The 22886-nt window shown below is 64.5% G+C and carries 20 protein-coding genes and 4 pseudogenes; 2 read left to right on the top strand and 22 right to left on the bottom strand.

Going from position 1 to position 22886, the window contains the following annotated elements; genetic code table 11:
- Window positions 1–54: 54 nt before the first annotated feature.
- The 21 genes and pseudogenes from queE to XANALMUS060_RS00880 form a co-directional block, all read right to left on the bottom strand.
- A complete protein-coding gene (gene queE / locus XANALMUS060_RS00980) occupies window positions 55–732 on the bottom strand; it encodes a 7-carboxy-7-deazaguanine synthase QueE (protein WP_045736767.1) in 678 nt (225 codons plus the stop codon).
- A gap of 49 nt (window positions 733–781) precedes the next feature.
- Window positions 782–1594, bottom strand: a complete 813-nt coding sequence (gene ybgF / locus XANALMUS060_RS00975; RefSeq protein WP_045736766.1) for a tol-pal system protein YbgF — start codon at window positions 1592–1594, stop codon at window positions 782–784.
- A 3-nt stretch (window positions 1595–1597) separates the two neighbouring features.
- Window positions 1598–2116: a peptidoglycan-associated lipoprotein Pal gene (gene pal, locus XANALMUS060_RS00970; protein WP_045728254.1), complete on the bottom strand. Its 519-nt coding sequence runs from the start codon at window positions 2114–2116 to the stop codon at window positions 1598–1600.
- A gap of 69 nt (window positions 2117–2185) precedes the next feature.
- Window positions 2186–3505 carry a Tol-Pal system beta propeller repeat protein TolB gene (tolB, locus tag XANALMUS060_RS00965; RefSeq protein WP_045728255.1) on the bottom strand — a complete coding sequence of 440 codons (1320 nt, stop codon included), beginning with the start codon at window positions 3503–3505 and terminating at the stop codon, window positions 2186–2188.
- Window positions 3506–3683: 178 nt separating this feature from the next.
- The gene (gene tolA, locus XANALMUS060_RS00960; RefSeq protein ID WP_045736765.1) at window positions 3684–4685 is read right to left on the bottom strand and encodes a cell envelope integrity protein TolA; all 1002 of its coding nucleotides are present in this window, start codon (window positions 4683–4685) and stop codon (window positions 3684–3686) included.
- Window positions 4675–5112, bottom strand: a complete 438-nt coding sequence (gene tolR, locus XANALMUS060_RS00955) for a protein TolR (RefSeq protein WP_045728257.1) — start codon at window positions 5110–5112, stop codon at window positions 4675–4677. Before tolR ends, tolA begins: the two co-directional genes overlap by 11 nt.
- 37 nt (window positions 5113–5149) lie before the next feature.
- Complete coding sequence (tolQ, locus tag XANALMUS060_RS00950) at window positions 5150–5926, bottom strand: protein TolQ (RefSeq protein WP_045728258.1); 777 nt, start codon at window positions 5924–5926, stop codon at window positions 5150–5152.
- Window positions 5923–6396, bottom strand: coding sequence for a tol-pal system-associated acyl-CoA thioesterase (gene ybgC, locus XANALMUS060_RS00945; protein ID WP_045736764.1), 474 nt, complete (start codon window positions 6394–6396; stop codon window positions 5923–5925). Before ybgC ends, tolQ begins: the two co-directional genes overlap by 4 nt.
- A gap of 61 nt (window positions 6397–6457) precedes the next feature.
- A pseudogene (gene ruvB, locus XANALMUS060_RS00940) lies at window positions 6458–7496 on the bottom strand (Holliday junction branch migration DNA helicase RuvB).
- Between the two features lie 160 nt (window positions 7497–7656).
- Window positions 7657–8292: pseudogene (locus XANALMUS060_RS00935) on the bottom strand (KUP/HAK/KT family potassium transporter); the annotation flags it as partial.
- A gap of 2 nt (window positions 8293–8294) precedes the next feature.
- Window positions 8295–8645, bottom strand: a pseudogene (locus XANALMUS060_RS00930) (AAA family ATPase); the annotation flags it as partial.
- Window positions 8646–8805: 160 nt separating this feature from the next.
- Window positions 8806–10647 carry a potassium transporter Kup gene (locus XANALMUS060_RS00925; RefSeq protein ID WP_235430316.1) on the bottom strand — a complete coding sequence of 614 codons (1842 nt, stop codon included), beginning with the start codon at window positions 10645–10647 and terminating at the stop codon, window positions 8806–8808.
- 132 nt (window positions 10648–10779) lie between these two features.
- Entirely contained in the window at window positions 10780–11364 is a 585-nt protein-coding gene (ruvA, locus tag XANALMUS060_RS00920) for a Holliday junction branch migration protein RuvA (protein ID WP_045736760.1), read from the bottom strand.
- A 163-nt stretch (window positions 11365–11527) separates the two neighbouring features.
- Entirely contained in the window at window positions 11528–12040 is a 513-nt protein-coding gene (ruvC, locus tag XANALMUS060_RS00915; RefSeq protein WP_082064830.1) for a crossover junction endodeoxyribonuclease RuvC, read from the bottom strand.
- A gap of 167 nt (window positions 12041–12207) precedes the next feature.
- A pseudogene (locus tag XANALMUS060_RS00910) lies at window positions 12208–12943 on the bottom strand (YebC/PmpR family DNA-binding transcriptional regulator).
- A gap of 78 nt (window positions 12944–13021) precedes the next feature.
- On the bottom strand, window positions 13022–13642 hold the full coding sequence (locus XANALMUS060_RS00905; protein WP_045736758.1) for an alpha/beta fold hydrolase: 621 nt from the start codon (window positions 13640–13642) through the stop codon (window positions 13022–13024).
- 157 nt (window positions 13643–13799) lie between these two features.
- Window positions 13800–14318, bottom strand: coding sequence for a GNAT family N-acetyltransferase (locus XANALMUS060_RS00900; protein WP_045736757.1), 519 nt, complete (start codon window positions 14316–14318; stop codon window positions 13800–13802).
- A 3-nt stretch (window positions 14319–14321) separates the two neighbouring features.
- The gene (locus XANALMUS060_RS20430) at window positions 14322–14639 is read right to left on the bottom strand and encodes a hypothetical protein (protein WP_045736756.1); all 318 of its coding nucleotides are present in this window, start codon (window positions 14637–14639) and stop codon (window positions 14322–14324) included.
- Window positions 14640–14679: 40 nt separating this feature from the next.
- On the bottom strand, window positions 14680–16431 hold the full coding sequence (aspS, locus tag XANALMUS060_RS00890; protein ID WP_045728268.1) for an aspartate--tRNA ligase: 1752 nt from the start codon (window positions 16429–16431) through the stop codon (window positions 14680–14682).
- Window positions 16432–16626: 195 nt separating this feature from the next.
- Window positions 16627–16956, bottom strand: coding sequence for a zinc ribbon domain-containing protein (locus XANALMUS060_RS00885; protein WP_045736755.1), 330 nt, complete (start codon window positions 16954–16956; stop codon window positions 16627–16629).
- A gap of 70 nt (window positions 16957–17026) precedes the next feature.
- Window positions 17027–18316: a cation:proton antiporter gene (locus XANALMUS060_RS00880; RefSeq protein ID WP_082064827.1), complete on the bottom strand. Its 1290-nt coding sequence runs from the start codon at window positions 18314–18316 to the stop codon at window positions 17027–17029.
- Between the two features lie 427 nt (window positions 18317–18743).
- Here XANALMUS060_RS00880 and XANALMUS060_RS00875 point away from each other — a divergent pair, with 427 nt between their 5' ends.
- Window positions 18744–20891, top strand: coding sequence for a phospholipase C, phosphocholine-specific (locus tag XANALMUS060_RS00875; RefSeq protein WP_045737056.1), 2148 nt, complete (start codon window positions 18744–18746; stop codon window positions 20889–20891).
- A gap of 108 nt (window positions 20892–20999) precedes the next feature.
- Here the strand turns inward: XANALMUS060_RS00875 and bla are convergent, their stop codons facing one another.
- Complete coding sequence (gene bla, locus XANALMUS060_RS00870; protein ID WP_045736754.1) at window positions 21000–21890, bottom strand: class A beta-lactamase; 891 nt, start codon at window positions 21888–21890, stop codon at window positions 21000–21002.
- A 98-nt stretch (window positions 21891–21988) separates the two neighbouring features.
- Between bla and XANALMUS060_RS00865 the strand changes: the two genes are divergently transcribed.
- Window positions 21989–22867: a LysR substrate-binding domain-containing protein gene (locus XANALMUS060_RS00865; RefSeq protein ID WP_045736753.1), complete on the top strand. Its 879-nt coding sequence runs from the start codon at window positions 21989–21991 to the stop codon at window positions 22865–22867.
- The last annotated feature ends 19 nt before the right edge of the window (window positions 22868–22886 follow it).

The following is a 22886-nucleotide window of genomic DNA, read 5'->3' as shown; positions in this document are numbered from 1 at the left end:
CAGATGCACCACCGGCAAACACTGGCCCACGAACAAAGAGCCACCCAAGTCGGCTCACCGCCCCGGCTCGTCGTTCCACAGCAACTTGTGCAACTGCATCTGGAAGCGGACCGGCAGGCGATCGGCGACGATCCAGTCGGCCAGCTCCCGTGCATCCAAGTCGCTCTTGCTCGGCGAGAACCACACCATGCAACGCGCCTGCAGTTGATGCTCGGCAACCAGCGCACATGCCCATTCGTAGTCGGCACGACCGCATAGCACGAACTTGATCTGGTCGCGTGCGGTCAGCAACGGCAGATTCTCCCAACGGTTACGGTGCGCCTCCTGAGAAGCCGGGGTCTTGATGTCGAGCACGCGCGAAACGCGCGGATCGACCTCGGCGATGTCCAGCGCGCCGGACGTCTCCAGCGATACGTCGTAGCCGGCATCGCACAGACTCTGCAACAACTGCAGACAGCGCTTCTGCGCCAATGGCTCGCCGCCGGTGACGCAGACATGACGCACGCCGTGACGCGCCACTTCGGCCAGGATCGCATCGATGTCCCACCACTGCCCGCCATGAAAGGCGTAAGCGGTGTCGCAGTAGCTGCAGCGTAACGGGCAACCGGTCAGGCGCACGAACACGGTCGGCCAGCCGGCGCTGTCGGCTTCGCCCTGAAGCGACAGGAAGATTTCCGTCAACTTCAGTCGTGGGAGTGGGCTTTGGACGATCTCGCTGGGAACGGCGGCCATGGCAGCATCAAAGGTGCTCCCGCGACGGTGGCGGCAGCGTCGGAAGTGATCAGCGCAACTGCTGACCGATACGAATCGACTGCAAACGATCCTGCGCGGTACGCGCGGCATCGGAGCCGGGATATTTGCCGATCACCTGTTGCAGGGTCTGCTCGGCCTCCTGCACACGACCTTCGCCGTACTGCGCAAGGCCCAGCTTGAGCATCGCGCCAGCGGCCTTGTCGTGCGTCGGATAACGGCCGATCAGATCGCGAAACTGAGCCTCGGCCAGATCGAAATTCTTGGTGGCGTAATAGCTCTCGCCCAGCCAGTAAAGCGCGTTGGGCGCATAGACGCCGTTGGGATACTTCTGCAGAAAATTCTGAAACAGGTTGGCCGAATCGGCATATTTACCGGCCTTCAACGCGTCGAAGGCGAGGTTGTAGTTGGTGCGCTCGTCGCCAGTGGCGGCCAACATGCCGGCATCGCCATGCACCGATGGCGGCGACTCGGAGATACTCGCCGGCTTGGTCGCTGGCGCGACAGAAGGCGCCGCCGCATTGGCTGGAGGCGATGACGGACTGGCACCAGCCCCCTTCTCGACCTGGTTCAAGCGGCCATCCAGATCCAGGTACTGGTCCTTGGTCTGCTGCTTGAGTTGGTCGTTTTCGTGTTGCAGTTGTTCGATCGTGGACTGCATCGACTGCATCTGCGTCCGCAGCTGGTTGAGCTGGTTCAGCATGTCGGTGTTGCCCTGGGAATTCATCGCCTGCTGCTCGAGCGCGGAGACGCGGTCGGCCAAGCTTGCACGTTGCGCATGAACCGGCGCGGCGACCACCAGGGTCGCCGCGACGATCATCGATGTCAGAACACCGATACGCATGTCTTACTGCGCCGTGTAGACGATCTCGACGCGACGGTTCTGCGACCAGCAGGACTCGTTCGACTCGGTGCAGACCGGACGCTCTTCGCCGTAGCTCACCACGGTCAGCTGGGCAGCGGAACCACCATTGGCCTGCAACGCGGACGACACGGAGTTGGCACGACGCTCGCCCAGACCCATGTTGTATTCGCGCGAGCCGCGCTCGTCGGTGTTGCCCTGCAAGGTGATGCGCGAGGACGGACGGTCACGCAGGTACTTGGCATGGCAAGCCATGATCGCCTGGAACTCCGGCTTCACGGTGTCCTTGTCCAGATCGAAGTAGACCACACGCTGGCGCAGGCAAGCATCGGTATTCAGATCGCCCGGGCCGTACAGGCCGGAGGTCGACGGACCCGACGGGGTGGTGCTCCCGGTGGTCCCGGTGGTGTCGGTCTGCGGGTGTTCCTTGACCTTCTTCGAGCAGCCGGCCAGGGCTGCGACGGACAACAGAGAAACAAGCAGAACGCGGGTGGTCTTGTTCATGGCGATACCTTGATGGCTCCTGGGCCGATAGGGGGTTCAACAGCGGAATCTTAACATCAATCTTACATGTCAACGCGCGGTGCGATACGGCGACCAAGACGGTTCACGTACATCGCCATCGGCCAGGACCAAACGTTGGCGGACGCGCGCGTCCGCCGAGACCGCGTACAGCACTCCGCGAGTCCCTTCACGTGCGGCATACAGCACCATGCTGGCATTGGGAGCAAAGCTCGGCGACTCGTCCAGCGAGCCGGTGGACAAGGTGCTCCAACGCGGCGACCCGAGGCTGCGGTCCATCATCGCGATCTTGTAACTGTTGCCGCTGCCCTGGGCCACGGCGATCTTTTTGCCGTCGTAGGACACGCTGGCGGTGGCGTTGTAATTGCCTTGGAATGTGATTCGCGTGGCGCTACCGCCGGTCACCGGCACTTGATAAATCTGCGGGCGGCCGCCGCGGTCGGAGGTGAAATAGATGCTATTGCCATCCGGTGCCCAAGTCGGCTCGGTATCGATGCCGAAGTTATTGGTCAGCTGGGTCAATTGCTTGCTCCCCAGATCCATGACGTATATCTCCGGGTTGCCGCTGCGCGACAGCGCCAGGGCCAGCTTTCTGCCGTCCGGGGAGAACGACGGCGCACCATTGATGCCACGGAAGCTGGACACCAGCTGACGCGCACCCGTGGCGATGTCCTGGATATAGATCGAGGAATTGCCGTGTTCGAAGCTGACGTAGGCCAGTTTCTTGCCGTCCGGGCTCCAGTTCGGCGATAGCAGCGGTTCGGCCGAGCGCACGATGGTCTGCGGGTTGTAGCCATCCGAATCGGCCACCATCAGCGCATAGCGCATCGCCCCGCCCTTGCCGCTGGCGGTGACGTAGGCGATGCGGGTCCAGAACGCACCACGCACGCCGGTGATCTTTTCGTAGATCGCATCGGCCATTTGATGCGCGACATCGCGCATCGCATTGGCGCGGGCGGTCATCGCCAGGCCGAGAATACGCTCGCCTTTGGCTACGTCGAACAGTTCGTATTCGACGCGGTAGGCACCCTCGCCCGCGTCCAGCACGCGACCGACCACCAGATAGTCCTGTTTGAGCGCACGCCAGGTGGCGTACTGCACATCGCTACCGCGGGTCGGGCGTTCGACCATCTGCGACTCAGGCAGGTCGCGGAATTGACCGGAGCGATCGAGGTCGGCACGCACCACCGCCGCCACGTCGGTGGAAGGGGCAGCGGCCGAGCCTTGATACGGCATCGGCACGACAGCAATCGGAGTCGCCGACGCATTACCACCCACAATATCGATTTCCAACCCCTTGTCCTGGGCGGAGGCAGTCAGGGGCAGCAACAGGGCAGTCAGAACGGCAAACCAGCGCGGCAATTTCTTCATAGGTCGCTCAGCGGGGATCGGAAAGGCGCAAGAGATAGCAATGCGCAGGTGAATGTATTCGCAATCATGAACCATCGATGTGTGAAGCCGATGGCAGCAGATGGCGCCGTTTCGCCAATCAGGCGCGATCCTGAACGCCGCTAGCCGCCTACGCGCGCCTAGGCACAGCGGCGCCCGCTCAACGATCCTGCGCGGTGAAGTTGAAGGTCAAATCGCGCGCGAACACCGATTCAAACCCGTGATATGGCAGTGGCTGAGCGCGTAGCACCGCCGCCTCGATCGAGCGCCGACCGGCCTCGTCGTAGGGGCAATCGGGGCTGACCTTGGCCTCGATTACTTGTCCACCCACGATCTGCCGGATCGCGATCTTGCACTTCTGCCCCAGCGGCACCGAATCCGGGCGTACCCACTGGCTCAACACCGCCTGTTGTATCGCGGCGGCATACTTGGCCTGCAAATCGGTGTTGTTGCCGTTCTGGCCCGGCGCCGCTTGCGGGGTGTTGGTGGCCGCCGCCGCAGCTTGCTTGGCGCTCAAGTCGGCGATCTGGCGCAGCTTCTGCTGGGTCAGCTGCGCTTCGCGGTCGAGCTTCTCGCGCTGTTTGCGAATCTCGGCGATCTTCTGCTGGCGCTCCTCTTCCTGCTGCGCCGCCAGACGCTGCTTCTGCTCGGCCTCCTGCTGCCGTTTCTGCTCGGTCAGATCGATCTGCTCCTGACGGCGCTTGGCCTCCTGCTCCTGCTTCTCTTTTTCCTGGGAGATCGCGGCACGCGTGGCGCGCTCCTGGTCCACCTTGTCCGGAACCGGGATGAAATCCTGCGCCTTCTGCTGCTGTGGCGTCGGTGCCTGCTGCGGTTTCGGCACGGGAACCGGCTGCGGCGGCGGCACGGTGTCTTCCTCGGCCACCTGCTTGACCGGCTCCGGTAGCGGCTCCGGCAATGGCTTGGGCGCGTCCTGCACGGCTTTCTGCGCCGAGCGCACGTCCGACGCCGAAACCACCAGCGCGGCTTCCACCATCGGCGAGCCAGCCGCCGGCTCCACCTCGCGTACAGGCGACCACCACCAGGCAAGGAAAAACAGCAGCGCGATCAGTACGTGCACCGCCAGGGCCAAGGCGATGCCGAAGATCAGACCATCGCCGTCGTCCTGGAGACGCGGCGGCCGGGAATCGACGTCAGCGTGCATTGTGTCCCGGCTGACTCATCAGACCGACCTTGGGAACGCCCGCCTGCTGCAGCAGGACCATGGTGTCCATGACCAACTGGTAGTTGGAGCTGCCCGGCGCGGCAACGAACACCGGCACGTTCTTGTTCTGGCCGATGAATGCACGCACTTTCGCCTGCAACTCCTCCTTGGCGAGCTTCTCCGGCTTACCGTCCTGCAGGGTCAAGGTGTACTTGCCATCGGCATCGACGGTGACGATGACCGGGTCTTTCTTGCTTTCCACCGAGCGTGCGGTGGAATCGGGCAGATCCACGTCCACGCTCAGACTGAGCAAGGGCGCGGTGACCATGAAGATGATCAGCAACACCAGCATCACGTCGATGTACGGCACGACGTTGATCTCGGATTTGAGTTTGCGGCGCTTGCGGCGGGAAATGGCGGCAGTCATGCGGAAATCCTGTGAGTCGTGGACACGCGGGCGATGCTCAGTCGCCGGTGGCCTGGCGCTGCAGGATCGAGCTGAACTCCTCCGAGAAGGTCTCAAAGCGCACGGCCAGACGCTCGACGCGGGTAGTGAAGCGGTTGTACGCCCACACCGCCGGAATGGCCACGAACAAACCGATTGCGGTCGCGAACAACGCCTCGGAAATACCCGGCGCCACCGCCGCGATACCAGCCTGCTGGCCGCTGTTGATCATGTCGTGCATGGTCACCATGATGCCGAACACGGTGCCGACCAGGCCCACGTAGGGCGCGGTGGAACCGATATTGGCAAGCAGTTCCAGATTGCGCTCCAAACGATCCACTTCGCGCGCATAGGTGGCGCGCATCGCCCGCTGCGCACCTTCCAACTGGATCCGGGCATCGAGATGACGCTTATCGCGCAGACGGGCGAATTCGCGAAACCCCGCTTCGAAGATCGCCTCCAGGCCGCCGATCACGCGATTGCGGTCGGTCGCGCCAGCGTAGAGTTTGCTCAGGTCGGCACCGGACCAGAAGCGGTTCTCGAACGCGTCAGCCTCGCGATTGGCCTGTTTGAACACCCGTCCTTTGCGGAAGATGATGACCCAACTGATCAGCGAGCCGAGCAGCAGCAGCAGCACGATCACCTTGACCGGCAAACTGGCCTTGACCATCAGGTCCAGGTAGTTGATGCCGCCGTGGGCGGCAGTACTGGCGACGGCCTGCGCGGCGGTCTGGGTCACGTCCTGCGGCAGGGTCTCCACCACTGTGTCCTGCAGGGCCAGAAGCAATGCAATCATCCGTCGTTCCTCAGTGATTCGGCTTGAGTGATTTGAATAACGTTCAATGCGGCGTACAACACATCGTCGATGCCGCGAGGACGGAAGCTGCCGGCGCTCAGCGCCGCCACCTTCACCTGCGCATGCAACAACAATTCGCCGTCGCGGTGAATCGACTGGGCGAACAGCAGGCTGGCACGCTTGCATTGCGACAACGCGACGCCCACTTGCAGGGAGTCGTCCAGGCGAGCCGGACGCAAGAAGTCGAGCTGCATCGCGCGCACCGCGAACACCAGATCGTGCTCCAGGCGCAAACGCTCCTGACCGTATCCCAACGCGCGCAGCCATTCCGTGCGCGCACGTTCCAGAAAGGCAACGTAGCGCGCGTGGTAGACCACACCACCGGCGTCGGTATCTTCCCAGTAGACGCGTGTCGGCCAACTGAATAGAGGGCGGGACTCGGGGCCAGCGATACGGGATTCGGTGGTCATGAGCGGCTCCTGGTCGAGGGTGAAGCGCCGATGGTTGTACTAATCGCAGTCCTCGTCCGCATCAGAACAACTCCTCCGAGTCCCGAGCCTCGGTACCAGGGTCCCGCTTGGGTTGCATGCCCAGATGCAGATACGCCTTGTTGGTGGCCATCCGCCCACGCGCGGTGCGGATCAGGTAGCCCTGTTGGATCAGATAAGGTTCGATCACGTCCTCCAGAGTGCCACGCTCCTCCGACAGCGAAGCGGCCAGCGACTCGACTCCAACCGGACCCCCGTCGAAATAGTCGATGATCGTGCGCAGCAGGCGCCGGTCCAGTTCGTCGAAGCCTTCGGCATCCACCTTGAGCATCTGCGTGGCCGCCTGCGCAACCGCCAGGTCGATGTGCCCGCCAGCGCGCACCTGGGCAAAGTCGCGCACCCGCCGCAGCAGGCGATTGGCGATGCGCGGGGTGCCACGCGCGCGCCGCGCGATCTCGGCACAGCCATCGGCGTCGCACGCGATCCCGAGGATGCCAGCGGAACGGCGCACGATCCGCGCCAGCTCTTCCGGCGTGTAGAACGCCAAGCGTTGCACGATACCGAAACGATCACGCAGCGGCGCGGTCAGCAGACCCGCGCGCGTGGTGGCGCCAATCAGCGTGAACGGCGGCAGGTCGATCTTGATCGAGCGCGCGGCAGGCCCCTCACCGATCATGATGTCGATCTGGAAGTCCTCCATCGCCGGATACAGCACCTCTTCGACCAACCACCGGCGACAAACGGTGGATCTCGTCGACGAACAACACATCGTGCGGCTGCAGATTGGTCAGCAGCGCGGCCAGGTCTCCGGCTTTTTCGATGACCGGGCCGGAGGTCACCCGCAGGTTGACACCCAGCTCATTGGCGATGACGTGACTGAGCGTGGTCTTGCCCAACCCGGGCGGCCCGAAGATCAGCACGTGATCCAACGCCTCGCCGCGTGCCTTGGCCGCTTCGATGTAGATCGACAATTGCTCGCGCACCGGCTGCTGGCCGAGATAATCGTCCAGCCGTTTGGGTCGGATGCTGGCCTCGACCGCGTCGTCCTCGCCGGTGGCGTTGCTGGCGATGATGCGCTCCATCAGCGGCACTCGCGACGTGGAGCATGGGTGCTGGCACAGGCTCCGCCCATCGGGCAGATCATCGACGAACGAACAGTGGCGCGGGCACGGATCGGCATGCGTCTATTGTAGGCAAGGACTGCGCGCGCTGCCGCGTTTTCGCATCCCACGCCCAGCCCACTCAGATCTCCACCTGCGCACCCAACTCCACCAGCCGGTTGCCGGGGATACGGAAGAAACCCGTGGCGGGGGCCGCGTTGCGGTGCATGAGCGCGAAGAGCTTGTCGCGCCAGATGGGCATGCCGCGATTGGCGCTGGCAACGATGGTCTCGCGACTGGCGAAGTAAGTGGTATCCATCGGGTCGAAGTACGTCCCGCCCTGGTCGCAGGAACGCATCAGCGCCAGCGGCACATCCGGGGTCTCCATGAAGCCGAAGCGCACATAGACACGGTAGAACTCGTCACCGATGGCATCCATCTTCAACCGCTGCTTGGCGGTCGCATATGGCACCGGCAGTGTCTCCACGGTCAGGAACACGTTGCGCTCGTGCAGCACCTTATTGTGCTTGAGGTTGTGCATCAACGCATGCGGCACCACCATCGGGTCGGCGGTAAGGAACACCGCGGTTCCCGGCACACGCACCGGTGGTGCCAACATCAACCCGGGCAGGAAGGTATCGAGCTTGATGCCGTCCTTGCGGATTTCGTCATGCAGCAGCTTGCGGCCGCGACGCCAGGTGCGCATCAGGGTGAACAGGATCAGGCCGAGCAACAGCGGGAACCAGGCGCCGTCCATGAACTTGATGATGTTGGCGTAGCCGGCGACAAACGGTGGATCTCGTCGACGAACAACACATCGTGCGGCTGCAGATTGGTCAGCAGCGCGGCCAGGTCTCCGGCTTTTTCGATGACCGGGCCGGAGGTCACCCGCAGGTTGACACCCAGCTCATTGGCGATGACGTGACTGAGCGTGGTCTTGCCCAACCCGGGCGGCCCGAAGATCAGCACGTGATCCAACGCCTCGCCGCGTGCCTTGGCCGCTTCGATGTAGATCGACAATTGCTCGCGCACCGGCTGCTGGCCGAGATAATCGTCCAGCCGTTTGGGTCGGATGCTGGCCTCGACCGCGTCGTCCTCGCCGGTGGCGTTGCTGGCGATGATGCGCTCCATCAGCGGCACTCGCGACGTGGAGCATGGGTGCTGGCACAGGCTCCGCCCATCGGGCAGATCATCGACGAACGAACAGTGGCGCGGGCACGGATCGGCATGCGTCTATTGTAGGCAAGGACTGCGCGCGCTGCCGCGTTTTCGCATCCCACGCCCAGCCCACTCAGATCTCCACCTGCGCACCCAACTCCACCAGCCGGTTGCCGGGGATACGGAAGAAACCCGTGGCGGGGGCCGCGTTGCGGTGCATGAGCGCGAAGAGCTTGTCGCGCCAGATGGGCATGCCGCGATTGGCGCTGGCAACGATGGTCTCGCGACTGGCGAAGTAAGTGGTATCCATCGGGTCGAAGTACGTCCCGCCCTGGTCGCAGGAACGCATCAGCGCCAGCGGCACATCCGGGGTCTCCATGAAGCCGAAGCGCACATAGACACGGTAGAACTCGTCACCGATGGCATCCATCTTCAACCGCTGCTTGGCGGTCGCATATGGCACCGGCAGTGTCTCCACGGTCAGGAACACGTTGCGCTCGTGCAGCACCTTATTGTGCTTGAGGTTGTGCATCAACGCATGCGGCACCACCATCGGGTCGGCGGTAAGGAACACCGCGGTTCCCGGCACACGCACCGGTGGTGCCAACATCAACCCGGGCAGGAAGGTATCGAGCTTGATGCCGTCCTTGCGGATTTCGTCATGCAGCAGCTTGCGGCCGCGACGCCAGGTGCGCATCAGGGTGAACAGGATCAGGCCGAGCAACAGCGGGAACCAGGCGCCGTCCATGAACTTGATGATGTTGGCGTAGAAAAACGCGCCGTCCACCGTCAAAAACACCAACGCGAACAGCCACAACAAAGGTGCAGGCATACGCGGATTGGCGCGCGCGTAGATGATCATCAGCACCGTCGTGATCAACATGGTGCCGATCACGGACACGCCGTAGGCCGTGGCCAGCGACGCCGAGTCGCCGAAACCGATAACCGCCACCACCACCAATGCCAGCAGGCACCAGTTCACCGCCGGCACGTAGATCTGGCCGATGGTGGAATCGGAGGTGTGGCGAATGTGCATGCGCGGGATGTAGCCCAACTGCATGGCTTGACTGGCGACCGAATAAGCACCGGTAATCAGGGCCTGCGAAGCGATCACCGTCGCCGCTGTGGCCAGCACGATCATCGGATACAGCGCCCACGCCGGCACGGCCTCGTAAAACGGATTATTGACGGCGGCGGGGTGGCGCAACATCAATGCACCCTGCCCAAGATAGGTCAGGGTCAACATCGGCAACACCACGAACTGCCAGGAGCGTCGGATCGCCTTGGCGCCGAAATGCCCCATGTCCGCGTACAGCGCTTCGCCACCGGTGACCGCGAGCACCACCGCACCGAGGACGAACACCGCATGCCAATTATGTTCGGCGAAGAAACGCATGCCCCACCACGGATTGAGCGCGTACAGCACTTCCGGCGCCTGCACCAGGTTGTAGACGCCGATCGCGCCCAACGCCACGAACCAGACCAGGGTAATCGGCCCGAACGCCTTACCCACGCGCTCGGTACCGAAGCGCTGCCCAAGAAACAGCACCACCAGCACCAGCAAGGTGATCGGCACGACGAACGGCTGCAGGCGCGGCGCGGCCACTTGCAGGCCCTCCACCGCTGATAGCACCGAAATCGCCGGGGTGATCACACCATCGCCGAAAAACAGCGACGCGCCGAAGATTCCGAGAATGCCCACGACGTACATCGAGCGCGAACCGGCGGGCAACGTGCGCTGCGCCAGCGCGGTCAACGCCATGATGCCGCCCTCGCCGTCGTTGTCGGCGCGCATGATCACCGTGACGTACTTGAGCGTGACCACCAGCATCAACGCCCAGAACACCAGCGAGAGAATGCCCAACACCGTGTTGTGATCTGGGTTGAGCCCATAGTGCGGCGAGAACGCCTCCTTGAGCGTGTACAGCGGACTGGTGCCGATATCGCCGAACACCACGCCGATCGCCGTCAGCATCAAGCCGAAACCCGGTTTGGCATGTGGATCGTGACTCCCTGGGCGGGAGGTGGAACTTGGAGAGCTGGACATGGTCACAGAGTAACGCCAGGACGTGAAGAATACGCAGGGGAGGCCGGAGCTGCCGACCGATCAGCGCAGCGCCGACTGCAAAGCCTTACGAATGACCATGGCAACCTCGTCGCCATCGGCGGCGGCATCGCGCGCCATCTTCGCCGCTTCGGCCGGTTTGTAGCCGAGCTGCTGCAACGCCACCGTGGCCTCGGAGACCACGTCGGCGCCTAGCTGCCCGGTGATCGGTGCGCCACCGCTGAAGTCCGCTGCCCGGTCGCGCAACTCCACCACCATCCGCTCGGCAGTCTTCTTGCCGATGCCCGGGATGCGGGTCAATGCGGTGACATCGGCGGCGGTGATCAGCCGGGCGAACTCGTCCACGCTGACCCCGGACAGTACCGCCAAGGCGATCTTCGCGCCGATACCGGTGACCCGTTGCACATCACGAAACAGGCGCCGCTCGCTCTCGCGCAGGAAACCGTACAGCGCGACACTGTCCTCCTTGTGCGCGTAGTGGGTGAACAGGATCACCTCGCGACCGACGTCGGGCAAGTCGTAGAAGGTACACATTGGCGCCTCCAGTTCGTAGCCGACCCCGCCGACGTCGATCACCAGCCATGGCGGCTGTTTGTAGGCGAGGATGCCGCGCAGACGACCGATCATCGCAGCACCCCGACACAATGCGCGAGGTGCGAACACAAATGCGCAACAGCCAACCGTGCGACAGGCAAGGATCGCAAGGCCAGCACCGCATCATGCGCACCCACATCGACCGAGCGGCACGCAGTGCGCCTCCCCCCCATGCGTCCGATTCCGCGATGCTCGCTCATTTTCTACTCCATGCCTGCTGCGCGCCCACGCCCAAGCGTTGCGCAGTGGCACGCACATGCGCATGGGTGATCGCCACCGCCAGCGCATCGGCGGCATCGGCCTGCAATTTCCCGCTCAAGCTCAACATCAACCCGACCATGTGCTGCACCTGTTGTTTCTCCGCCGCGCCCTTACCAACAAGCGCCAGCTTGATTTGCTTGGCGGCGTACTCGTGCACCGGCAGGTCGCGCAGCACCACCGCGCAAATCGCCGCGCCACGGGCATGACCAAGTTTCAGCGCCGCATCGGCGCTCTTGCCCATGAACACCCGCTCGATCGCCACTTCTTGCGGCCGATACTCCTCGATCAGCGCATCGAGTCCGTGCAGCAGACGCTTGAGCCGCTGCGAGAAATCGCCCTCGCCGAGCAACCGCAACGGCGCATGGTAGACGTGCCGAGCACGGCCAGCAGCGTCCACGTCGATGATGCCCACACCTGTGCGCTGCGAACCGGGGTCGATGCCGAGAATGCGAACGTCGCCAGGACTGAAGACCGGCGACGTAGGACGCGAAGGGCTTGCCGCGCGAGGACCGGATGGTGGCAAGGCACGCCACGACGAGGGCGCGTCAGGCGCTGGCAACGCGCTGTATCGCGTCGCGCTCCCGGCAAGCCCACCGGATCCCGGCGAACACACCATCAGCCCCCGCCACTCAATGCAGCCTGATCCACGTTGGAGTAAACGTTCTGCACATCGTCGAGGTCTTCCAGCATGTCCAACAACTTGCGCACCTGCATGCCGGTATCGCTATCCACCGCGATATCGTTGTCGGCGCGAAACGTGATGTCGGCATGGTCGGCAACCAGTCCGGCCGCGTCCATGGCGTCCTTGACCGCCTGGAAGGTGTCCGGCGCGGTCAGCACGTCGATCGCCCCATCCTCTGGATAGACCACGATGTCGTCGGCACCGGCCTCGATCGCCGCCTCGGTGATTTTTTCCTCGTCGGCACCGGCGGCGAAGCTGAGCACGCCCAGACGCTTGAACATGAAGGCCACGGAACCTTCGGTCCCCATGTTGCCGCCGCACTTGCTGAAGGCATGGCGCACATCGGCCACGGTGCGGACACGGTTGTCGGTCAGGCAGTCCACGATCACCGCCACTCCGCCCGGCGCGTAGCCCTCGTAACGGATTTCCTCGTACTCCACCCCTTCCAGCTCGCCGGTGGCTTTCTTGATCGCGCGCTCGATCACGTCCTTGGACATGTTAGACGCCAGGCCCTTGTCCATCGCCACCCGCAGCCGCGGAATTGTTCGACGGATCGCCGCCGCCTGCACGCGCGGCAACGCCGATCTCGCGGATGATCTTGGTGAAAATCTTGCCACGCTTCGCATCGGATGCGTTCTTGCGGGCTTCGATCGAGGGGCCTCTACCCATGGGGCGTTCCGGACATCTGTAAGGACAGACGGCGAATCTTACTCGATTGCGCTGCCACGCCCCATCGCTGTGCGCGATTCATCCGGCGAAGCGCCCGTCGCGCAGGAACGCGGCAACCTGGCGCGCGGCCTGCGAGGAGAGCAAAAGGCCGCTATGACTGGCCCGGACCTGGCAATGGTCGCTGAGCCCCGGCACCCAGGTCTCGGCGAGGGCCACGGTCCCGTCGGAAGCCGGACCCAAGGCAGCAAAACGCATCCCCAACCCACGCGGCAGCGTTCCGGCGATTGAGCCGACCTGCGCTGCGCCATCCCAGCCGCACAGTCCGCGTTGCAACAACGCGGCGCTGCGCCCCAACACCACGCCAAGGCCGCGCTGAACCAAGGCCCCAGCGACAGCACTGCCTGCCAATGGACTGCCAAGACACACCACCCTTGTCACTGGCAGCGCGGGCATCTGGCGCAAGGCATGCAGTGCGATCAGGCCACCCAAGCTGTGCCCGACCAGGGCCACTGGCCCCGAGACCGCCAGACGCGCGATGTGCGCATGCAACTGCGGTAACGCCGCCTCGGCACCACCGAAGACCGTCGAATAGCCGACACAGGTCACCTGGAACCCCTGACGACGCAACCGCAGCGCCAATGGCAACAGGTATGGCCGCGCATTCCATATCCCATGCAGCAACAGCACCTGCGAAGACATGCGCTCAGCCACGAGTGACGCCAACAAGGCAAGCGCCGTCGTCTAGAAAAACACCACAACGATCCTGGCGCAGGTCGCGAGGCATGGCTTGAACCAGGGCGATCTGGCGTACACGCCAAGCGCGACCGTCATTGCACAACCGCTTCATGCGTCTCGATTAGCCACGCAGCGACGGCCTGCGCAGAATGAACTCCAGGTCGCGGACCTGCCCCACCGGGAATTCGTAGGTCCCCACCTTCTCGAAACCGTAGCGCGCATAGAAGCGCTGCGCAGCGAGATTCTCCGACCACACGCCCACCCACAGCGTGCGCGGACCATCGCGCTCCAGCCAAGCCAATGCGGTCTCGAACAGACGACTGCCCCAGCCACTGTTCTGGTAGGCGCGCAGCAGGTACAGCCGCTTCAATTCGCCATCGCCGGGCCGCACCTGCACATGCGGCAACCCGCACGGGCCAGCCGCGGCATGCCCGATCACCGCGCCATCGTGCTCGACCAGCCAGAGCGCATAGTCCGGATGCGTCAACACGACCTGCGCACGCGCGAGCGAATACGCCTCTTCCAGGAAGGCACACAGGTCCGATTCGGGATAGAGATGACCGAAGGTTTCGCTGAACGTCGCCGTCGCGATCCGCGTCACCGCCTCGGCATCGTCGAGCCCGGCGCGGCGAATCCGCACCGCTCAGCGCGCCGTGTGTTCTGCGTCGGAGGCCTCGTCGTCGCTTCCCTCCTCGCCTTCTTCTTCCTCGCCCTCTTCGCCCTCTTCGTCCTCGTCGTATTCCTCGTCCTCGTCTTCCTCGTATTCGTAATCGTCTTCGCCGAAATCCTCGCCATCCCAGCGGCCTTCCGGATCCTCTACGAAGGCCAGCGGTGCGTTGGCGCCTTGACCCACGCGCACCAGCCATCCGCCGAATACGCGCGCACGCTGGGTGACGATGGCATCCACTGCACCGTCATTACCGAGGGTTTCCCACTCCAGATTGAATGCGTTCTCGCTCATGTGACTCTCTTCGCTAAGACAGGTGGATAGATAAAGAAAACTACAGCGCGCGTGGCCGTACCTGCACGTGCACCTCGGCCAATTGCGTGTCGGCAATCGGCGACGGCGCATCGGTCATCAGGTCCTGCGCGCCGGTGGTCTTGGGGAACGGAATCACGTCGCGAATCGACTCGGTGCCAGCCATCAATGCCGCGATACGGTCGATGCCAAAGGCGATGCCACCGTGCGGCGGCGCACCGTAGTTCAGCGCATCGAGCAAGAAGCCGAACTTGGCCCGCGCCTCCTCGACCCCGATGCCCAGCAGCTCGAACACTGCGCTCTGCATGTCCGGACGATGGATACGGATCGAACCGCCGCCGATTTCGTTGCCGTTGAGCACCATGTCGTAGCCACGCGACACGGCGGTCTTGGCATGTGCGCGCAACGTGGCGATATCGTCCACCGCCGGCGCGGTGAAGGGGTGATGCAGGGCCACGTAACGCTGCGCTTCCTCGTCCCATTCGAACATCGGGAAATCGGTGACCCACAGCGGGCGCCAACCCTCGGCGATCAGGCCGAAGTCCTTGCCCGCCTTCAGTCGCAATGCGCCCATGAAATCGGACACTTTGTTATAGCCACCAGCACCAAAGAACACGATGTCGCCGCGAACCGCACCGACGTGGGCAAGCAGCGCGGCGAACACGGCCTCGCTGAAAAACTTCTGGATCGGCGAGCTGATCTCGCCAGTGTCGGCGATCTTGACGTAGGCCAGGCCCTTGGCGCCGTACTTGGCGGCATGCGCGGCGTATTCGTCGATCTGTTTGCGTGACAGGCTGGCGCCGCCTGGAATCCGCAGCGCGGCGACGCGGCCATCCGGATCGTTGGCCGCACCGGCAAACGCCGCGAAATCGCACGCTTTGACCTGTTCGGCCACGTCCACCAACTCAAGCTCGATGCGCAGATCCGGCTTGTCCGAGCCATAACGGCGCATCGCCTCGGCCCACGTCATGCGCGGGAAGCTGGCATCCAGTTCGACATCCACCACATCCTTGAAAATGGCGCGGATCATCGCTTCAACGAAATCCTGCACGTCGCGCTCGCGCACGAAGGCGAACTCCATATCGAGCTGAGTGAATTCGAGCTGGCGGTCGGCGCGCAACGCCTCGTCGCGGAAGCAGCGCGCAATCTGGTAATAGCGGTCGAAACCGGCCACCATCAGAATTTGCTTGAACAACTGCGGCGACTGCGGCAAGGCGTAGAACTCGCCCGGATGCATACGCGCCGGAACCAGAAAGTCACGCGCGCCCTCCGGGGTGGCCTTGGTCAGAATCGGCGTCTCGATGTCCTGGAATCCACGCTCATCCAGGTAGCGGCGCAGCGCCTGCACCAGCTTGATACGCGTGCGCTGCATGCGCTGCATCTCCGGGCGGCGCAGGTCCAGATAGCGGTACTTCAGCCGAGTCTCTTCGCCCGGGTTCTCATGCGCATGGAACGGTAGCGGCGCGGCTTTATTGAGGACGGTGATGGCGCTGGCGATCACTTCAACCTTGCCGCTGCGCAGCTTGTCGTTGACCGCGTGGCGGGCACGCACCACACCTTCGACCTGCAGGACATCCTCGTAACCGAGACTGGCGGCGACCTTGAACACCTCGGCGTTCTCTGGCTCCACCATGACCTGGACGATGCCCTCGTGATCGCGCAGATCGATGAAACACACCCCGCCGAGATTGCGCGCGACATCGGTCCAGCCGGCCAGGGTGACGGTTTGGCCGATCAGCGTCTCATCGACCAGGCCGCAAAAGTGGGTACGCATCGCAAGCTCCAAGCAGGGGGGCGACCGGCGCAGAAGGCACCGGCAAGCCGGATATTCTGCGGCGGCGCGCCGGCCCGGGCAAATCGCCGCTTCCACAACCGGCCTTGGCCGCAAGCGACATCGCCAGCAATGTCACGCCCACGCTGCGTGGAGCCGCGTTGGCTGACGACCCGCCCTGCGAAACAGTGCGGCGTTCTAGGGCGCGGCAGGCTTGGTCGAGACTGCAGGCGCCGAGGCTGGGCTCGACGGCGCAGCCGCTGGCTTCGGCGCGGGCTCGGAGGGTGCCACCGGCTTTGTCTCGCCGCCACTGTCGGATTCGACCAGATTGCGCTTCTTGTCCCCGTCCTTCTTGAAATCGGTCTCGTACCAGCCACTGCCGGACAAACGGAACGCCGGGGCGCTGAGCTGACGTTTGACCGCAGGCGCGGCGCAGGCTGGACAGACTTCCGGATCCGGATCGGACAACTTCTGCAGGCGATCGAAACTGTGACCGCACGCAGCACACTGGAACGCATAAATCGGCATGGCGGCAAAAACGCAACAGGAACGGGAAGGCGAATATGAGGGCCAGCCGCCCACTTTCAAGCACGAAGGTTCAGATGGAGCCGGATGACGACCGCGGCGACTCCTCCGGGGCCTCCAACGGCATGGCCGCCGCGGCCGTCGATGGCGCGGCCGCGGTGACGGCCCGCGCCTGGTCGGACGTCGGCGCGACGTTGGCATGCCCTGGTGCTGCGGAGACGGGCGTGGCCTCGACCAACGTCACATCGAAGGGCATGCGCAACAACAGCGCAGGCAACAACGTGCTCAATGCCGCATACAACAGCAACCCGCCGAACAGCGCATCGGCGATGGCGAAGCGATCACGCAAAATGCCGGCCAGCACCAGAGTGAAAATCAGTGTCGGTGTCAGCGCCAACGAGACCCGCAGACTGCTGCGCGCGTCCTCGCCGAACAGCATCCGCCGCTGCAGCCAGACCATGCCGATGCGTAGCGGCAGCACGCAGACAGTCATTGCCAATCCCAACCCCAGCGCATGCAAGCTCAGCGCCCCGCTCGGCACCTTGGTGCCCGCATTGAAGAAGTAGAACGGCACGAAGAACGAAGCGAACAACCTGACCGCATGCAAATTCTCGTCGGAAGCCAGCAACGGCATGCGCTGGCGCAACAGGCGCGCCACCAATCCCGCGATAAACGCACCGACCAGGTAGTACACGCCCAGCCAGTAAGTGATGTAGGCCGCGATCAGACCCACCATCACCAGCAGCGAAAATTCCGATCCCGGCGCCTGTGGCGCGACCCAACGGCCCAGCCCCACGAACAGCAACGGCAGACCGATCAGCATCGCCGCCAATGCCAGAGTGGAAAGCCCCATCCGCCACGGATCGCTGGCCTGCAAAATCGCGAACAGGGCCGCCAGCGCCAGCAATTCGCCGGCGATGGCCTTGCTGGTGACCCAGAACCGCTCCTCCTCGTCGAGCCCCAGCCTCCCCAGCGACTCGATGATGAACCCCGTGGACGGCGTCAGCAGCGCCAGGGCCAGCAGACCTGCGGCCTGCCACGGCAGCCCGGCATAGCGCCAGCCCAACCAACCGGTGCCGAACAAGGTGCCGCCGCGCACCAGCAGGTGCAGCAGTAACGGCCACAATCCGCGCCGCAACGCCTTCAATTCCACCTCCAGACCCGCGAACAGGAACAGTGAGGAAATACCGAGCGTCGCCAGCAGGCTCACCACTTGGTCATGCGCTTTGGACCCCATCGCCAGCATCGCCACGATGCCGAACAACAGGCAACTCAACGGCGCGGGCATCGCGAAACGCTGAAGCGCACGCGGAATGACCAACAACGCGAAGATCAACAGCAGATAGATCAGTTCGTGAGACATCGAGCAGTCCGTCCTGTCGCGCATACCTTGTCGCGCTCGGCGGCGAGGATGCCGCAGGTGATGTCGCGGATTCGTTTGCGAGGGCAATGGCGATGATGACGCTGCATCCGTGCCCGTGCCATCGCCCCGCACCATCGCGACCGACAGCGCAAGCCTGCGTCGACGGCAGACACGCGACACGCGCTTTCGTCACACCATCCCATCGCCGCGCCACATCAAAAAATTCAGGGAAAACCCGCGAAGCGACCAGCGCATCGACATGCGACATCGCACCGGCGTGGACAACCGCGACAGCCCCTTCATCGTACAGCCCAGTCGCATCGAAGACGCATTCATCGTCGATCCTTCAGCACTGTATCGCCGACCACATGCCAAGCTCCCGCCAGCGGCCTATCATGGTCGGTGCCGCTTTCGTTTCATGCCTGCCATGACCGACCTCACTCGCCGCCGCCTACTCCGCGCCGGCCTTGCCGCCAGCGCCGCCAGCCTGCTACCACCGAGCATCGCGCGCGCCGCCGCGATCGCGCCGGATGTGCGCAGCGGCACCCTGAACGACCTGCAGCACGTGGTGATCCTGATGCAGGAGAACCGCGCGTTCGATCACTACTTCGGCAGCCTGGCCGGCGTGCGCGGCTTCGGCGACCGCTTTCCGATTCCCGCACCGCCATTGCCGGGAACGCCGCCGCGCAGCGTGTGGCTACAGCCCAGCGCCGATGGCCAACGACTGCTTGCACCATTTCCCCTGCACACCGCGCGCGACTTCGCCACCATGCGCGTGCAGGGCACGCCGCATACCTGGCCCAACGCGCAACAGGCCTGGGACCACGGCCGCATGGGCCGCTGGCCAGCGGCCAAGCGCGACCACGCACTGACGCACTACGAACGTGCCGACCTGCCATTCCAATTCGCCCTGGCTGACGCTTTCACCGTATGCGACGCCTACCACTGTGCGATCCAGGCCGGCACCAATCCGAACCGGGTGTTCCTGTGGACCGGGCAAAACGATCCGCACGCACGCGCTGGCGGGCCGGTGATCGCCAACTCGCACGACAATTTCCCGGAACTGGGCGGCGATCCCGACGACTACCGCTGGCACAGCTATGTCCAGGCGCTGCAGCAAGCCGGCGTGTCCTGGCAGATCTATCAGGACATGGCCGACAACTTCACCGACAACCCGCTGGCCGGATTCGCCGCGTTTCGCGCGGCGTGGCGCGGTGCCCCAGGGCACGATCCGCAATTGCGCACACGCGGCGTCGGTACCCGCACCCTGGCGCAGTTGCGCGAGGACGTGCTGACCGCGCGCCTGCCGTCGGTGAGCTTCATCATTGCCGACGCCGCCGGCAGCGAGCATCCCGAACCCTCCAGTCCAGCGCAAGGCGCGGCCTACACCGCGCGCGTACTCGATGCGCTCACCGCCGCTCCAGAGGTCTGGGCGCGCACCGCACTGTTGCTGATGTTCGACGAGAACGACGGTTTCTTCGACCACGTCCCGCCACCCGCACCGCCCTCGCCCGACCCGTCCGTGGCCGGCGGCTGGGCCGGCGCATCCAGCGTGAACACCCATGGCGAATACCACCTGCATCCTGCGCCCGGCGAGGACAAGGTCGATCCGCCGGAACTGCGCGGCCGCCCCTACGGCCTGGGTCCGCGCGTGCCGATGTACGTGATTTCGCCGTGGAGCCGTGGCGGCTGGGTCGATTCGCAGGTCTACGATCACACCTCGGTACTGCGCCTGCTGGAACGCCGCTTCGGCGTCGTCGCCCACGGCCTGACACCATGGCGCCGCGCAGTCTGCGGCGACCTGGTCGATGCCTTCGATTTCCGCCAGACCGACACGCGTCCATTCGTCGCCAGCCTACCCGACGTGCGTGCCGCGGCGGCGCGCGCGGCGACATTGCGCGAACACGCACTGCCACCGACGCCTGCGCAGATACAGGCGCCACGGCAGCCCTTCGGCGTGCGCCGCGCGCGTGCCGTGCCGTATCGCCCCAGCGTACAGTTGCAGACCGACGCCGCGCACCGCACGGTGCGGCTGCGCATGCTCAACAGCGGCGCGGCGACCGTGTTGCACGTGTACGACCGCCATGCCCTGGACGCGATTCCACGCCGCTACACACTCGGCCGCGACGCCACGCTGGAAGGCACCTGGACACTCCACGATGACCACTACGATCTGTGGCTGCTCGGCGCTAACGGCTTCCATCGCCATTACCGCGGCACACACGCCACACCGGCACTGATCGCCGAGGTGGAAGCCGCCACCCCCACGGCCGACACGCTGCGCCTGCGCCTGCAGTCCACTGCGACGCACCCACAACGCATTCGCGTGCGCCCCGGTGCCTACGCCGACGCAATGCCAGCGTTGGAACTGGAACTGGCGCCTGGAAAAACCGTCGAACGACACTGGTCAGCGGCACCGAGCGCCGGCTGGTACGACGTCTGGTTGCTACACGACGACGGCGGCGCGCAACGCCTAGCCGGCCACGTGGAAACCGGACGACCGAGCCATACCGATCCGGCGCTCGGCGGTCCGGCGCGGCTGTACCAGTCCGAGGTGAGCAAGCAACCGGGCTGATTCCAAGGGGTATTGCTTGCTGGCTGACGCGATCACACTTGACTTCGATGCCCGCCGATTGAAGCCGCGCCTACCTCGCCAATGGGCTGACTGCCACCGTGCACGGAATCACCCCGGCCACCACGCCACCACCGCTTGCGCCACGGCTTTCAGCGCCGCGTCGCGTGCATCGCTGTCGACGGTCGCCATGTTCAAATAGGCGGTCAGCAACAAGGGAGCCGACCTGCCCGGCGGCCACACGATGGCGATGTCGTTACGGCTGTCGCTGCCGTTGTTGCCCGTCTTGTCGCCAATCTTCCAACCTGCCGGCAAGCCCGCGCGTAAACAGTCCTCGCCAGTGCGATTGTCGATCATCCAATCGATCAGACGCTGGCGCGAAGCCGGCTGCAACACATCGCCCAACAGCAACGTGCGCATGGTGGTCGCCATCGCGGCGGGCGTGGTGGTGTCGCGCGGATCGTCCAGTGCGAAGCCGTTCATCGATGGCTCGTTACGGTCGGAACGGGTCTGGGTGTCGCCATGCGCGCGCAGGAAGCGGGTCAGCCCCGGCGGATCGCCGACCAAGCGCAACAACAGATTGGCCGCCCCGCCATCGCTGAAGATCATGGCCGCCCGACACAGCGCATCGACGCTGAGCGTGCCACCGACATGCGGCTTGGTCACCGGCGCGTAGGACACCACGTCCGCCGCGCGGACCCGCACCCGCTGATCCAGCCCCACCTCACCACGATCGACCCGCTGCAGCACCGCGGCAACCAATAGAAATTTGAAGGTACTGCATAACGGGAAACGCTCCTGTTCGCGTCGACCGATGCGCTGGCCGGTGCCACTATCGAGCAGATAAACGCCCAGCCGGCCACCGCTGCGGCGCTCGATCTCGGCCAGCCGCTGTTGCAGCGCCAGCGTCTTGTTTGAAAGCGGTTTCCCCTGCACTGCGGCCACCGCCAGCGCGCTTGCGCCCACCCCAACACCTTGCAAGAACCGTCGTCTCGTCAGCATCGTCCACCTCCGTTAGCAGCCCGGATGATGGCCGGCTTGACCCAAGCCGACCAGCGAGGTTATTCCATTACTACCATAAGAAAAATTGATGCCTTGCGATGAGTCGTCCGCATCTGCCGTTGAATGCCCTGCGCGCCTTCGAGGCCGCCGCGCGGCACCAGAACCTGACCCGTGCGGCGGCCGAACTGTGCGTGACCCAAGCCGCGCTGAGCCATCAGATCAAGCATCTGGAAGCACGCCTGGGCGTGGTCCTGTTCCAACGCCTGCCGCGCGGCGTGGCACTGACCGACGAAGGGCAACGCCTGCACCCTGTGCTGACCGAGGCGTTCGACCGCATTGCCGCCACCCTGCAACGCTTTGCCGGCGGCCACTACCGCGAGACCTTGCGCGTGGGCGTCGTCGGCACCTTCGCGGTGGGCTGGCTACTGCCGCGCCTGGAGGCCTTCCACATCGCGCATCCGGACATCGAACTGCGCGTGTACACCCACAACAACCGGGTCGATTTGGCCGGCGAGGGCCTGGATCTGGCGATCCGTTTCGGCGACGGCGATTGGCAGGGCCAATGCGCCACGCCTATCCTGGACGCGCCATTTGCGCCAGTCTGCGCACCGGCACTGGCACACGCCCTGCGCACACCGACGGACTTGGCCGAGACGACGCTGCTGCGCTCCTATCGACAGGACGAGTGGCCGCGCTGGCTGCACGCTGCCGGCGCAACCGAGGTGCAGGCTAACGGGCCGATCTGCGACGCCTCGCTGACCCTGGCGAGCATGGCCGTGGCGGGTCACGGCGTGGCCCTGCTGCCGCTGCGGCTGTTCACGCAGGATCTGGACGCCGGACGCCTGCTGTGTCCGTTCCCGCTCCACATCGACCTGGGCCGCTACTGGTTGACCCGCTTGCGTTCGCGCGCCGAGAGCGACGCCGTCCGGCGTTTGCGCGAGTGGTTGCAACGCGAGCAAGCCAAGACCACAGACTGAGTCCGGGATAACTTCACCG

Source organism: Xanthomonas sp. MUS 060, assembly GCF_000963215.1.
Lineage (GTDB): Bacteria > Pseudomonadota > Gammaproteobacteria > Xanthomonadales > Xanthomonadaceae > Xanthomonas_A.
Note: the sequence above shows the minus strand (reverse complement) of the source record. Positions and strands in the feature narration are given on the sequence as shown.